Consider the following 14,270-nt stretch of genomic DNA (forward strand, 5'->3'; position numbering starts at 1 on the left):
TCTAGCGGATGATGGCGATGCGCGCCTGGAGGCGGCGCACGCCAAAGGATGCGATACAGGAAACGGTGAAGTAGACGACGGCGGCAAACAGGTACATCTCGACCAGACGGCCGTCGCGCTGCGCGACCTTGCTGGCCGCACCGAGGAAATCGGTGATCGACAGCACGTAGACCAGCGAGGTGTCCTGGAACAGCACGATGGTCTGCGTGATCAGCACCGGCAGCATGTTGCGGAACGCCTGCGGCAGCACGACGTAGCGCATGGTCTGCGCATAGGTCAGGCCGAGCGCATTGGCCGCGGCCGGCTGTCCCCGCGAGATCGACTGGATGCCGGCGCGCATGATCTCGGAGAAGTACGCCGCCTCGAACATGATGAAGGTGATCAGTGAGGAGGCGAACGCACCGACGCTGATCGGCCGCGAGGCGCCGGTCAGCCACTGCCCGATATAGGGTACCAGGAAATAGAACCAGAAGATCACCAGCACCAGCGGCAGCGAGCGCATGAAGTCGACATAGACGCCGGCGATGCGGCCGAGCGTCTTGTACCCGGACAGCCGCATCAGGGCGATCGCGGTGCCGAAGACGAGGCCGCCAAGTGCCGCGAGCCCCGTCAGCATCAGCGTGAACGTCATGCCCTCATAGAACAGATAGGGCAACGCGCGGATGATAACCCCGAAATCGAAATTGCTGAACATGGCGCTATTTCCCCGTGATGTAGCCGGGGATCGCGACCCAGCGCTCGAGGAAGCGCATCGCGGTCACGACGACGGCGTTGACGAGGAGGTAGAGGAGCGTTGCAGCGGTAAAGGCCTCGAACACCTGAAAAGAGAACTCCTGCATTGAGCGCGCCTGGCCGGTCAGCTCGAGCAGACCGATGGTGATGGCGACCGCCGTGTTCTTGATGGTGTTGAGGAACTCGGAGGTCAGCGGCGGCAGGATGATGCGGAATGCCATCGGCAGCAGGATATATCGATAGCCCTGAAAGGTCGTGAGACCGAGCGCCGTTGCCGCCATCTTTTGACCGCGCGGCAGCGAGCCGATGCCGGCCTGCAATTGTATCGCGACGCGGGCTGACATGAAAAATCCGATGCCGATGGCCGCCGTCCAGAACGGCGCGTTCGGCAGTTGCTTCAGCCAGGTGCCGGTCGACTTCGGCAGCAATTCCGGCAGCACGAAGTACCACAGGAACAGCTGCACCAGCAGCGGCATGTTGCGAAAGAACTCGACCCAGCAGAAGCCGAACCAGCCGGCGGCCTTGGACGGCAGCGTCCGCATGACGCCGACGATCGAGCCGAAGACCAGCGCGATGATCCAGGCGAGCACCGCCGTCTTCAGGGTCAGCACCAGTCCCGACAGCAGCATGTCGAGATAGGTGCCGGTCCCCATCGGGTTCGGCTCGAAGAAAATTCCCCAGTTCCAGTGGTAGTTCACGTGTCCCCCGCGCGAACGCGCCAATCACAGGCGTCTTGAGTAGGTCTCGAAAATAGGTCTTGGCCGTGCATGCAAATGTCCGGCCACTCTCCTGTGGAATTCCCTCTCCCCGCTTGCTGGGAGAGGGTTAGGGTGAGGGGGGCTCTCCGCGAGGGAGGTGATAGTCGGACTCGTGGAGAGTCCCCCTCACCCGGAATTCAAGCTGCGCTTGAATCCGGCCTCTCCCCGCAAGCGGGGAGAGGCAAATAGCATCCTACTTATAGTCGTCCGGGTTCGGTGAGTCCGAAGGCTTGGCAAATTCGTTCTTCAGCTCGGCCGAGATCGGCGTGTTGAGGTTGAGGCCCTTCGGCGGGATCTTGGCGGTGAACCACTTGTCGTAGATCTTCTGGGCCTCGCCGGAGGTGTAGACCGCAGCGGTCGCCGCATCGACCACCTTCTTGAACGGCGCATCGTCCTTGCGCAGCATGATGCCGTAGGGCTCCGGCTTGGAGAACGCATCCTTGGAGATGACGTAGTCATCCGGCGACTTCGAGCCGGCAACGAGGCTCGCGAGCAGAACGTCGTCCATCACGAAGGCGACCGCGCGGTCGGTTTCGACCATCAGGAAGGCCTCGGCATGGTCCTTGGCCGGGATGATATTGGCACCCAGTCCCTTCGCGACATTGGCCTCGGTGAGCTGCTTGATGTTGGTGGTGCCGGCGGTGGAGACCACCGTCTTGCCCTTGAGATCGTCGATCGACTTCAGCCCGCTCGACTTCTTGAAGACGTAGCGGCTGGCGGTCAGATAATGGGTGTTGGTGAAGGCGACCTGCTTCTGACGCTCGGCATTGTTGGTGGTGGAGCCGCATTCGAGGTCGATGGTGCCGTTGGCCATCAGCGGGATACGGGTCGCCGACGTCACCGGATTGAGCTTCACCTCGAGCTTGTCGAGCTTGAGCTCCTTCTTCACGGCATCGACGATCTTGTAGCAGATGTCCATCGCGAACCCGACGGGCTTCTGATTGTCGTCGAGATAGGAGAACGGGATCGAGGAATCGCGGAAGCCGAGCGTGATGGCGCCGGTGTCCTTGATGTTCTTCAGCGTGCCGGTCAGCTCTTCGGCGCCGGCCTGGCTGACGACGAAGGTCGCAGCGAGCGCAAGGCCGATGTAACGGAAATGTTTCACTTTTTCTCCCCTTTCAGGATGATGCGGCCGGATGCAAGCACATCTCGGCCCGGATTAGAATGTGACTTTCGGCTGGATGCCGGCTCAGGTTAATTGGCCTCGGGTCAGCGGCTTTGGCAATTCCCCGAGATCCCAGAACAGCCCGGCCATCACCGTCAAGGCCTCTTCAGTCAATGGCAGCAGGATGTGCTCATTGGGCGCATGCTGGGAGCAGCCGGGATAGGAGTGCGGGACCCAGATCGTCGGCAGCCCCAGAATCTCGGAAAATACGTCGTTCGGCAGCGAGCCGCCGAAGTTCGGCAGCACGGCCGGCACCTTGCCGGTGGTGTTTTGGACTGAATCCGCCGCCCATTTGATCCAGGGGCTGTCGAAATCGGTGCGCGAGGCGGCAAAGCTCTGGGCCGCCCGCACCTCGACCATCGGAAAGCCCTTTGCAACCAGATGGCCGCGGACGGCGTCGATCAGGCCATCAACCCTTGTGCCGACCACGAAACGCAGCTGCAGCACGGCATTGGCGTGGCCGGGAATAGCGTTCGCCGGCTTCTCGACATTGCCCGACGACATCGCCAGCACTTCCAGCGTGTTCCAGGCATAGAGCCGTTCGGCCGCGGATAGACCGTCCTCACCCCAGTTCTCCGCAAGCGCGGGCTCGTCCTCGGTCGGCACCACCTGCACATCAGCAAGATAGCTGCGGATCTGGTTAGTGAGCCGCGGGGGCTTCAGCGCGTCGAGCTGAAGCCGGCCGTGGCCGTCGACCAGCGTCGAAATCGCATTGACCAGGATGGTCGCGGGGTTGGCAAGCACGCCACCCCAATTGCCGGAATGATGGCCGCCGTCGCGCAGGTTCACGTCGAGATGGATGCGGATGCCGCCACGGCAGCCCAGGAACAGCGTCGGCCGATCCGCCGACAGCCGCGGCCCATCGGAGGCCATGAACAGATCGGCCTTGAGCGCGTCGCGGTTGAGGTCGCAGACCTTGCCGAGATCGGGCGAGCCGATCTCCTCGCCCATCTCGACGATGAATTTGGCATTGAAGCCGAGCTTGCCGCCGCGGGCCTCCCGCACCGCACGGAGCGCCGCCATGTTGATGCTGTGCTGGCCCTTGTTGTCGGCGGTGCCGCGGCCGTAGAGGCGCGTGCCCACAACCGTCGTGCGCCAGGGATCGCGGCCATCGCGCCACTCGCCCTCCATGCCGTCGACGACGTCGCCATGGCCATAGATCAGCACGGTCGGCAGCGACGTGCTCTCGATATGCTCGGCGAACAGGAACGGTGCCCTGCCGCTGGGGGATTCGACGATGCGGCTGGTGAAGTCGAGCGCGGCAAAAGCCGGTTGCATCTCCTGCTCCAGATAGGCGCGCAGCTCGGGGCCGCGCGATGGATTCTGGCTTTCGGTCTTGAAGGCGACGCGACGATCGAGTTCGGCGAGGAACCCGCCGGATTTGAAATCGTCGCGGGCGCGGGCGATGGCGTCGGCTCTGGTCATGACTTGCTTTTTCAAGGTCTCGAGGCGGGCGAGCTTAGCGGGCTACACTGGCGCTCGGAAGTGGCGGGGCTTGGATCGCTCTTGGGATTTGCTTCTTGCTCTCTTGAGATTGGCTTGCCAAGGGCGGCAGCGCTGCTGATTTTGGCCTTGCCAAGGTCGCGATATATGCAAGAACTTCGCCAAGTTGGGGCGCACATCTATCATTCGAAGAGCGCTCAGTACAGGGCGCCGGGAGACCATATGGCCAAGCAGATCAGGCTCAACGCCTTTGCGATGAATTGCGTCGCGCATCAATCACCGGGCCTGTGGACCCATCCGCGTGACCGCACCGCCGAATATAACCGCCTGCCCTACTGGATCGATCTCGCCAAGACGCTGGAACGCGGCCGTTTCGACGGACTGTTCCTGGCCGACGTGCTCGGCGTCTACGATGTCTATGGCAACAGCCCCGACGCAGCCTTGCGCAATGCAGCGCAGACGCCGTCGAACGAGCCGCTGCTTCTGCTCTCGGCGATGGCCGCGGTCACCAAGAACCTGGGATTCGGCGTCACCAGCAATCTCTCGTTCGAGCCGCCCTACCCGTTCGCGCGGCGGATGTCGACGCTCGACCATCTGACCGAGGGTCGGATCGGCTGGAACGTCGTCACCGGCTATCTCGACAGCGCCGCGCGCGGCGCCGGCAAGGACAAGCAGGCCGGGCATGACGACCGCTACGACATCGCCGATGAATATATGGAAGTGGTCTACAAGCTCTGGGAAGGAAGCTGGGAGGACGGCGCGATGCTGCGGGACCGCAAGCGCGGCATCTTCACCGATCCCACAAAAGTTCATCGCGTTAATCATGAGAGTGCGAATTACCGCATCAACAACACCATTCACCTCAGCGAGCCGTCGCCGCAGCGCACGCCGGTGCTGTACCAGGCCGGCACCTCGCCGCGCGGGCGGCAGTTCGCGGCCAAGCATGCCGAATGCGTGTTCATGTCGGGACCCTCGGCCAAGATCATTGCACCGCGCGTCTCGGCGATCCGCCAGGAGGCCGCAGCGCTCGGCCGCAACCCGGCAGAGATCCTCATGTTCAACATGATGACGATCATCCTCGGCAATACCGAAGCCGAAGCCGCGGCGAAATACGCCGACTACCGGTCGCATATCAATCCCGAAGGCGCGCTCGCGCTGATGTCGGGATGGACCGGCATCGACTTCTCCGGCTACGAGCTCGACCAGCAGGTCCGGCACGTTCAAAACGATGCCGGTCGCAGCGCACTCGACAACGTCACCCGCGGCGACCCCGACCGCGTCTGGACCGTGCGCGACGTCATCGAGCATGTCGGCATCGGCGGCGCCGGCCCGGTCGTGGTCGGCACGCCGGAGAGCGTTGCTGACAAGATCGAGGATTGGTTCGAGAAGACCGACGTCGACGGCCTCAATGTCGCGTTTGCGATCTCGCCCGGCGATTTCGAGGACATCGCCGACATGCTGGTGCCGGAGCTGACCAGGCGCGGACGGTACAAGCCGGAATATGCCGAGGGCACGCTGCGGGAGAAGCTGTTCGGCGGCGGCCGCGCGAGGCTCGACGCGCCGCATCCGGCGGCGGGATATCGGGTGGGGACAAAGGGGTAGGCCCGGGGTCGCCCTACACCTTCCCGTCCACCATTACCTCGATCAGCTTCGTTCCGGGCCGGCCAAACGCCGATGCCAGCGTTGCCTTCAGCTCGCGGGGATCGCTGAGCTTGATCGCCTCGCAGCCGAGTGCCTTCGCCACGCCGGCGAAATCCACGGGCGGATCGACAAAGTCCATGCCGACATAATTGTCGTCGCCATGGAAGGCGAGCAAGCGCTGCTTGATGATGCGATAGCCGCCATTGTTGGCGATGACGACGTTGAGCGGCAGCTTGTGATGTGCGGCCGTCCACAGCGCCTGGATCGAATACATCGCGCTGCCGTCGCCGGAGAAGCACACGACGGGCCGATCCGGATTGGCGATGCTGGCACCGACCGAGGCCGGCAGGCCCCAGCCGATGCCGCCCGAGGCGAGACCGTGATAGTCATAGCGATCGCGGTGCGGACGCAGCGCAGTGATCTGGCGGCTGGAGGTGAGGCCTTCGTCGACCAGGATCGCATGGTCGGGCATTGCCTCGACCATTTGCAGTACGAGATAGTCGGGATCAATCGGCGTGCGGCTGGCGCTCTTGCCGATCTGCTCGACCAGCGCAGCGCGGCGCGCGCTCCAGTTCTTCGGCGCAAGCTCGGCGAGCCGCTGTTTTGCGCGTTGCGCCAATGCGGCACCACCCATCTCCTTCAGCACCGGGATCAGCGCGCGCAGCGTCTCCTTCACATCCGCCTTCAGTGCTATCTCGGCGCCGTAGTTCTTGGCGATCTCCCAATCGGCGAGACCGACTTGCACAATGCCGAGTCCGTCAGGCAGCGCATCGACCTCGCTATAGACCGACATCCGCAGGGGATCGCCGCCGAGCGCGACCAGGAGATCGTAGGGCGCGAGCATATCGCGCGCGACCTTCTGCACGCGGGCCAGCGCACCGACGAAGCTTGGGCTCTCCGAAAGGAAGTGCGAGCCATAGGGCGTCGAGGATTGATAGGCGGCAGCGCCGAGCAGTTCGGCAAGTTCGGCTGTCTCCTTCAACGCATCGCTCTTGACGACCTCGTCCATGGTGACGATCACCGGGTGCTCGGCCTTCAGCAGGCGTGCAGCAAAAGCCCTGAGCGCCTCATCCGACGGTTTGGTGCGCGCGTCGATGCGGGTGGAGCGGCCGAGATCAATGCCGGCCTCGCTGTTTAGGATATCGCCCGGCAGCGAGATGAACACCGGCCCGGTCGGCGGCGTCATCGCGACCTTGGCGGCACGGCGCACGATCCGCGGCAAATCCTCCAGCCGCGTCACCTCGACCGCCCATTTCACCAGCGGCTCGGCCATGCGCACCAGCGGGCCGTAGAGCACCGGCTCCATCAGCCCGTGGCCCTGCTCCTGCTGGCCCGCGGTCAAAATCATAGGCGTGCCCGTGAACCGGGCATTGTAGAGCGAGCCCATCGCGTTGCCGAGGCCGGGCGCGACATGGACGTTGCAGGCGACGAGCTTGCCGGAGGCGCGGCTGTAACCGTCCGCGATCGCCACCACCAGGCTCTCCTGCATCGCCATCACATAGGTGAGATCGGGATGTTCCTTCAGCGCGTGCATGATCGGCAACTCGGTGGTGCCGGGATTGCCGAACAGATGCGTGATGCCCTCGTCCTTGAGCAACGCGAGAAAGGCGGAACGGCCGGTGATCTTGTTCTTCATGTTTCCTCCAGGCCTCGCAGGCGTTGCCGCGGGGGAGCCGCATGATGACCGAAGTCGGAGGATGCGCGCAAGGAAGCGCGCTCATGGCTGCCTTGCGCGCGCGAGGAGAAGCTGGAAAGATAGGTCGAAGCCGGAGGGACCGTCATGGCCTACGACGAAGGCACCGCCGCACGGGTTCGCAGGTTGCTGGCGGGCCAACGCCACGTCGCGGAGAAGAAGATGATGGGCGGGCTTTGTTTCATGGTGGACAACGTCATGTGCTGCACCATCAGCGGCCGCGGCGGCATGCTGTTTCGCGTCGGCCCCGAGGCGCATGCGCGGATGCTGAAGGAGCCACACACGAGTCCGATGGAAATGCGCGGGCGCATCATGACCGGGTTCGTGCGGGTCTCTGATGAGGGCACGCGAACCGATGCCAGGCTCAAGCTCTGGGTGAAGCGCGCGCTCGATTTCGTGGCGACGATGCCGACCAAGCCGCCAGCGAGGAAGGCTGCGCCGCGCACGGCGGCGGCCAACGCGAAGGCTAAAGCGCCTCCTCGCGCCCCAATTCGAACGGGTCCTCGCCGCTAGCGCGCTTCTTCTTTTTTGAGCGCTGCCAGACCACGCCCGGAAAACCCTTCAGCGGCACCAGCGGCTCGCCGGTATAGGCCCATTCCTGCAGCTCCTCGATGGCGATGTGATAGAGTGGCTGGCGTCCGGTGCGCTCCTTGAACAGCGCACGGGGAATGTTGACCATGTGCGGGCTGCGGGGGCGCTCATAGGCGATCGGCGTGCCGCAATGGGCGCAGAAGCTGCGCGCGGTCTTGGTCGCCTTGTCCTCGTAGCGGGTGAGCGCGGTCTTGCCCGAAGTGATGCGAAAGCGCTTCTTCCAGCTGCCGACATAGGTGGCGTAGGCCGCGCCATGGGCGCGGCGGCTATTGGCAGAGTGATCGTGCCAGGCCCAGCGCGCGGGGACGTCGATCTCGAAGGTGACCTTGCCGCAAAGGCATTGGCCGGTGGCGATTCCTGCGGCGACTGCGGCTTTGGCCATTGTCTCTCCCCGGCGTCATTGCGAGCGTAGCGAAGCAATCCAGACTGCCTCTGCGGAAAGAGCCTGGATTGCTTCGCTACGCTCGCAATGACGGAGTTTGTGGTGCGATCGCGTGACAAATCAAGCTCGTCATTCCGGGACGCGCCGAAAGGCGCGGGCCCGGAATCCATCGAGCGGCAAGCCAGGACGTGAAATGGATTCCGGGTTCGATGCTTCGCATCGCTCCGGAATGACGGAAAGAGTCTACGCCGGCGCCAGCTCGTCATAAACAGGATAGTCCGTGTACCCCTTCTCCTCGCCGCCATAGAAGGTCGCGCGGTTGTACGGGGTGATCGGGTGGTCGTGCTCGAGCCGCCGCGGCAGATCGGGGTTGGAGATGAAGATGCGGCCGAATGCGATGATGTCGGCGTGACCGTCGGCAATCGCGGCATTCGCAGTCTCGCCGGTGAAGCCGCCGGCGGTCATCAGCACGCCGCTGTAGTGCGGGCGGAACAGCACCATGGCTGACGGCACGTTCTCCCAGTGAACATCGGCACGGCCCGCGCCACTGGAGCGCGGCTCGATGAAGTGCAGATAGGCAAGGCCGAGCTTGTCGAGCGCCTTCACCACGTGGGTGTAGAGCGGCATCGGATCGGGCTCGCCGGAATCGTTGGCGATGCCGTGCGGCGACAGTCGCACGCCGACGCGGTTGGCGCCCCAGATCTCGATCGCGGCCTGGGTGACGTCCATCAGAAGCCGTGCGCGGTTCTCGATCGGGCCGCCGTATTGATCGGTGCGCTGGTTGCTGCGCGACTGCAAGAACTGCTCGAGCAGATAGCCGTTGGCGCCGTGGATCTCGACGCCGTCGAAACCGGCGGCGAGCGCGTTCTTCGCGGCCTGCCTAAAAGCCTCGACGATGCCCTTGACCTCTTCCGTCTCCAGCGCGCGCGGCGTCTCGTAGTCGGCGAGTTTGCCGTCGGCGGTCATCGCCTTCATGCCTTCGGCCTTGATCGCGATCGCCGAGGCCGAGACCGGCAGCGCACCACCATGATAGGACGAATGCGAGACGCGGCCGACATGCCAGAGCTGGAGGAAGATGATGCCGCCCTTGGCGTGCACGGCATCCGTCACCTTGCGCCAGCCGGCAATCTGCGCCTCCGAATAGATGCCGGGCGTCGCCGGATTGCCGCGGCCGTGCGAGAGCACGGGCGACGCTTCAGCGATCAGCAGACCGCCCGGCGTGGCGCGCTGGCCGTAATATTCGGCATTGAGCGGCCGCGGCGAAAAGCTCTCGCGCTCGGCGCGCATGCGCGTCAGCGGCGCCATCGCGACACGATGCGCGAGCTTGTACGGACCGACCTGCAACGGTCTAAACAACGCCTCGAATTTCATGTGGGCCCCGGATGTCTTTGAAAGGATGCGGATCATATAGCGAGGGCGGCCGCCGGAAAAAGGCGCCGCCCCCTCTAAAAGCAGATATTCCCCAGCGCGGAACGCGGCAGAGGACAGATGTTACGCCGTCTTGATCCAGACGGCCTTCACGTTGAGATATTCCTCGACGTGCTGCTTGCCGGACTCGCGGCCGTAGCCGCTCATCTTATAGCCGCCGAACGGCACGGCGGGGTCCATCGCCTGATAGCAATTGACCCACACCGAGCCGGCGCGCAAGCGTTTCGCGACCGCATGCGCCTTGGTGACGTCCCGCGTCCACAGGCCCGAGCCGAGTCCGAACGTGGTGTTGTTGGCGCGCTTGACCAGCTCGTCCATGTCCTTGAACGCGATCGCGGAGATGACCGGACCAAAGATCTCCTCCTGCGCGATGCGCATGTTGTCCTGGACGCCCGCGAACACCGTCGGCGAGACGAAAAAGCCCTTCGACAACGCACCTTCGGTGACGCGGCCGCCGCCGGCAAGTGCTCGCGCGCCTTCCTTCTGGCCGATGTCGAGATAACCGGTGACGCGCTCAAGCTGTTGCTCGGAGACCAGCGGGCCGATCTGGGTGTTCGGATCGAGGCCGTTGCCGACCTGCAGCTTCTTGCCGAATTCGGCGACACGGCCGACGAATTCCTCGTAGATCGACTGCTCGACGAACAGCCGCGTACCGGCGCTGCAGATCTGGCCGGAGTTGGCGAACACCGCCATCGCGGCACCCGGCACGGCGGCATCGAGGTCGGCGTCGGCAAACACGATGTCCGGCGACTTGCCGCCGAGCTCGAGCGACACGCGCTTGAGGTTGCCGGCCGAGGCACGGATGATCGACTGACCCGTGACATGCGAGCCGGTGAAGGCAACCTTGTCGACGTCGTGATGCGAGGCCAGCGCAGCACCCGCGGTCTCGCCATAGCCGGGGACGACGTTGACGACGCCGGGTGGAATGCCGGCTTCCATCGCGAGCTCGGCGATGCGCAGCGAGGTCAGCGGCGCTTCTTCGGCAGGCTTGAGCACCACGGTGCAGCCGGTCGCGATCGCCGGGCCAATCTTCCAGAGCGTCGCGGTGAGCGGGCCGTTCCAGGGAATGATGGCGCCGACGACACCGACCGGCTCCTTCAGCGTGTAGGAGAAGATCTCGCCGGGCAGCGAGTTCTCGATGGTCTCGCCGTGGATCGCGGTGGTCTGGCCGGCGTAGTAGCGCAGCATGCCGACCGCGCGCAGGCGATAGGCGCGGGTGCGGCTGAGCGGTGCGCCCATGTCGAGTGTGTCGAGCTGCGACAATTCGTCGAAATTCTTCTCGACAAGATCGGCGAGCTTGAGCAGCAGGTTCTGCCGCTCGAACGGCTTGACCTTGCTCCAGGGACCCTCGAAGGCACGGCGGGCGGCGGCGACCGCACGGTCGATGTCTTCCTTGTCGCCCTCGGCAACGGTCGCGAGCAGTTCCCCAGTCGCGGGATTGTGGGTCTCGAAGCGCTTGCCGGACGCGGCATCCACCCACTTCCCGTCGATCAGCATCTGCTTGTAGGACCCGTTGGCGAACGGATGGCGCGTGATCGGAATAGCCTGCGACACAGCCATGGCTGCACTCCCTAGGTAGGTGATTGATTGGGTTCGATCTGGGCGGGATCGTTAGGTCAAACAGAATACAGCGGCGCCGGAAGGGCGTAAAGTCGGCGTAGAACGAAGCCCTGCCATGCCGACTTGTGCAGGGTCGCGCGAGCGCCATGTTATAGCTCGACCGAGCGCAACGCCCCTTCCCGGAGAATAGCCATGCCGCATCCTGTCATCGCCAAGGGCAATGTCGCCGTGATCACCGGGGGTGCCTCCGGCATCGGTCTTGCGGCGGCAACAGCGTTTGCGCGCGCCGGCATGAAGGTATGCATCGCCGACGTCGACGAGGGACGGCTGGCAGAGGCCGCAACAAAACTGTCATCCGTTACAGCTGCCACAAATGTGATGACATCAGTTGTCGACGTCAGCCGGGTCGAAAGCGTGACGGAACTGGAACGCGCCGTGGGCGCGCATTTCGGCGGCACGGACCTGCTGATGAACAATGCCGGCATCCAGCCGGGCAGCACATTGTTCGGCGTATCAGACAATTGGCAGCGCATCATTGGCGTCAACATGTGGGGCATCATCAACGGCGCGCGCATCTTCGCGCCCAACATGATCGCGCGCGGCAAGGCCGGGCTGATCATCAACACCGGCTCCAAGCAGGGCATCACCACCCCGCCCGGCGATCCCGCCTACAACGTCTCCAAGGCCGGCGTGAAGGCGTTTACCGAAGCGCTCCAGCATGAGCTGCGCAACACCAGGGATTGCCACGTCACCGCGCATCTGCTGATTCCCGGCTTCGTGTTCACCGGGCTCACCGCCAAGGGCCGCACCGAAAAGCCGGCCGGCGCGTGGACACCGGAGCAGACGGTCGATTTCATGCTTGCGCGACTCGAGGCCGGCGACTTCTACATCCTCTGCCCGGACAACGACGTGCCGCGCGCGCTCGACGAGAAGCGCCTGCTCTGGGCCGCCGGCGATATCGTCGAGAACCGGCCGCCGCTGTCGCGCTGGCATCCGGATTACGCGGATGCGTTCAAGAAGTTCGTCGATCGGAGCTAACCGAGACGATCAGCTCAGCGCAAGCAGGAGCGCGGTGCCGATCGGCGCGCCCCAGCCGGACACCGCATCGAACCCGCGCCGCGCTTCGTATCCGACGCCGGGCTTTGGCTTGGACGCGTTGTGGCCGATGGTGATGTCGTAGCAGACAAGATCTCCTATCGGCCGGCCAAGCGGCGATTTGCGATAGAGCAATGGAGCGAGGAAGCGCTGCCGCTTCTCCGACGGCAGAAGCGCATTGACGCGCGCGATGAGCGCAGCCAGGAGCGGCGCAGACGCGCTGGTCCCGCCGCCATAATCCGGCTTGCCGCGGAAGATCATCGCGTAGCCGGGTGGGCCGGCAAGCGCCGCAATATCAGGCACGATGCGCCCCCAATGACCGGAGCCGTTCAGGGAAGCAATATCGATTCCGCGCTGCCACGCAGGACGACGAAATACCTCACTGACGCCTCCACCCGTTGCCCCTCCTCCTGCTTTCATGCGCCGCCCCGGCGTCTCCCACCACACTTGCTCCGTGACCTCACCGCCGAGCCGCATGATCATCGTGCCGCCGACCGCGAGAACGAACGGGCTGCAGCTCGGAAAGTCCACATGGGCAGCGCCGTCCGTCTCCTCGTCGCCGGCGCCATCGTCGCCCGAGGCGCCGCAGATCGTGATGCCCAGCGCGGCAGCCGCCTGGAGCCGCTCGTTGATGGCCGTACGTGCCGCGGGCGACCAATCACTGGAATCCTCTGCAGACCCCCAGCTCACCGACAGTGCCACCGGCCTGTCCTTGATGACGCGGTTCAATAAATCGACCCAGCCTTTCTGATCGAAAGTCGCAAAATAGACGGACAGCTTGGCACCGGGAGCCAGGCCTGCAGCCACCTCGACGTCCATCATCACTTCGCCGGTATCGTCGAGTGCGTCCTGACGATCGTCCTTTGGCAATTGCTCGATTTGCCTGCGGTTGCGTACCGGCCAGTTGATCGAGACGATCTCAACCTTGGGCCTCTTGCGACCGAATGTCTTGCAGTGGAGTGCGAGGTCCCCGGCAAAATAGCCGCCACCGAACTCGGCAATTGCGATCTTCTGTCCGGCGCCGTCCCCGGGCGGAAAATGATACAGCGCTTCCAGGGAAGACGGGCTGAGCGGCGTCAAGCCGGCACCGATCCTCGCCCTGCTCCGCCACATGACACGCCGCTGGCCGAATCCGATCAACGCAGTGACGATCTTCTTCAGCGAAGCGGGAATCTTGTAGTCGTCCTCCCGATCGCGGAATTGCCCCTGATCCTCGCTCCAATAGACGCCGAGGCGCGGCTGAAACGCCTTCTCCATCTGCGCGACAGTCCCGCTCACGCGCATGCTGCGCGTCTCAAGCGAGACATCCTCGACCTTGAGGCCGAATTTGCGCAGAACCTGTGACACCTTGTCGGCGTCGCTCTTCGAGGCGCTGTACCGTGCCCTGAACCGGGCTCGCGACAGCGCTCGACGTCCGAGTTTGTCGGCGTCCGGCAACTTGGGTCCACGCAATGTCAGCGTGATCTCGACGTGCTGACGCGGATTCTCGTCGCGCAGACGCCTGGCCCCCGCCGTGGGTGGGCGCGCGCTGCCGGAGACAACGACAGGGCGCTTTGCCGCGCCTGCCGATCCGGTCTTGTCGTCACGCTTTGCTGCCTTGCGATTGGTGGCCGCCCTGCGGCCGGTACGCGCCTTAGCCTTTGATGCCATAGCCGGGCCCCCGCCCTCGACACGACCAAAGGTTGCAGGTTATCGTCGATCCCCGGACCCGTCAAATCTGAGGCCCGCCCGGCGACTTTCGCCGCTCGCTTGAGACCGGTCCTCGACCGTCCGAGATTGTTT

At 64.3% G+C, this 14,270-nt stretch carries 12 protein-coding genes; 3 read left to right on the top strand and 9 right to left on the bottom strand.

Annotation, left to right across the window (positions count from 1 at the left end; all coding sequences use genetic code 11):
- Position 1: 1 nt before the first annotated feature.
- From ABID59_RS03870 to ABID59_RS03885, 4 genes are all read right to left on the bottom strand, one after another.
- Positions 2 to 694 carry an amino acid ABC transporter permease gene (locus ABID59_RS03870; protein WP_354082484.1) on the bottom strand — a complete coding sequence of 231 codons (693 nt, stop codon included), beginning with the start codon at positions 692 to 694 and terminating at the stop codon, positions 2 to 4.
- A gap of 4 nt (positions 695 to 698) precedes the next feature.
- Entirely contained in the window at positions 699 to 1,430 is a 732-nt protein-coding gene (locus tag ABID59_RS03875; protein WP_148753227.1) for an amino acid ABC transporter permease, read from the bottom strand.
- 253 nt (positions 1,431 to 1,683) lie between these two features.
- The gene (locus ABID59_RS03880; RefSeq protein ID WP_148753226.1) at positions 1,684 to 2,595 is read right to left on the bottom strand and encodes an amino acid ABC transporter substrate-binding protein; all 912 of its coding nucleotides are present in this window, start codon (positions 2,593 to 2,595) and stop codon (positions 1,684 to 1,686) included.
- 84 nt (positions 2,596 to 2,679) lie between these two features.
- The gene (locus ABID59_RS03885) at positions 2,680 to 4,080 is read right to left on the bottom strand and encodes a M20 family metallopeptidase (RefSeq protein WP_354082485.1); all 1,401 of its coding nucleotides are present in this window, start codon (positions 4,078 to 4,080) and stop codon (positions 2,680 to 2,682) included.
- Between the two features lie 240 nt (positions 4,081 to 4,320).
- On the opposite strand from ABID59_RS03885, the gene ABID59_RS03890 reads away from it, so the two are divergent.
- A complete protein-coding gene (locus tag ABID59_RS03890; protein WP_148753224.1) occupies positions 4,321 to 5,700 on the top strand; it encodes an LLM class flavin-dependent oxidoreductase in 1,380 nt (459 codons plus the stop codon).
- A gap of 13 nt (positions 5,701 to 5,713) precedes the next feature.
- Here ABID59_RS03890 and ABID59_RS03895 read toward each other — a convergent pair whose 3' ends face one another.
- Positions 5,714 to 7,375 (bottom strand): thiamine pyrophosphate-binding protein, encoded by a 1,662-nt coding sequence (locus tag ABID59_RS03895; protein WP_148753223.1) that lies wholly within the window; start codon positions 7,373 to 7,375, stop codon positions 5,714 to 5,716.
- Between the two features lie 144 nt (positions 7,376 to 7,519).
- On the opposite strand from ABID59_RS03895, the gene ABID59_RS03900 reads away from it, so the two are divergent.
- Positions 7,520 to 7,945 carry a TfoX/Sxy family protein gene (locus ABID59_RS03900; protein ID WP_187435071.1) on the top strand — a complete coding sequence of 142 codons (426 nt, stop codon included), beginning with the start codon at positions 7,520 to 7,522 and terminating at the stop codon, positions 7,943 to 7,945.
- Here the strand turns inward: ABID59_RS03900 and ABID59_RS03905 are convergent.
- The 3 genes from ABID59_RS03905 to ABID59_RS03915 form a co-directional block, all read right to left on the bottom strand.
- The gene (locus ABID59_RS03905; RefSeq protein WP_354082486.1) at positions 7,899 to 8,405 is read right to left on the bottom strand and encodes a GFA family protein; all 507 of its coding nucleotides are present in this window, start codon (positions 8,403 to 8,405) and stop codon (positions 7,899 to 7,901) included. The genes ABID59_RS03900 and ABID59_RS03905 overlap by 47 nt on opposite strands.
- A 243-nt stretch (positions 8,406 to 8,648) precedes the next feature.
- Positions 8,649 to 9,776 (bottom strand): alkene reductase, encoded by a 1,128-nt coding sequence (locus ABID59_RS03910; RefSeq protein ID WP_354082487.1) that lies wholly within the window; start codon positions 9,774 to 9,776, stop codon positions 8,649 to 8,651.
- Positions 9,777 to 9,896: 120 nt separating this feature from the next.
- The gene (locus ABID59_RS03915; RefSeq protein WP_148753220.1) at positions 9,897 to 11,393 is read right to left on the bottom strand and encodes an aldehyde dehydrogenase family protein; all 1,497 of its coding nucleotides are present in this window, start codon (positions 11,391 to 11,393) and stop codon (positions 9,897 to 9,899) included.
- A 192-nt stretch (positions 11,394 to 11,585) separates the two neighbouring features.
- On the opposite strand from ABID59_RS03915, the gene ABID59_RS03920 reads away from it, so the two are divergent.
- Positions 11,586 to 12,431 carry an SDR family NAD(P)-dependent oxidoreductase gene (locus tag ABID59_RS03920; RefSeq protein ID WP_354082488.1) on the top strand — a complete coding sequence of 282 codons (846 nt, stop codon included), beginning with the start codon at positions 11,586 to 11,588 and terminating at the stop codon, positions 12,429 to 12,431.
- Positions 12,432 to 12,440: 9 nt separating this feature from the next.
- Here the strand turns inward: ABID59_RS03920 and ABID59_RS03925 are convergent, their stop codons facing one another.
- Positions 12,441 to 14,138 carry a S53 family peptidase gene (locus tag ABID59_RS03925; protein WP_354082489.1) on the bottom strand — a complete coding sequence of 566 codons (1,698 nt, stop codon included), beginning with the start codon at positions 14,136 to 14,138 and terminating at the stop codon, positions 12,441 to 12,443.
- Positions 14,139 to 14,270 lie beyond the last annotated feature (132 nt).

Origin of the sequence: Bradyrhizobium sp. S3.3.6 (assembly GCF_040546905.1) — a bacterium.
GTDB lineage: Bacteria > Pseudomonadota > Alphaproteobacteria > Rhizobiales > Xanthobacteraceae > Bradyrhizobium > Bradyrhizobium cytisi.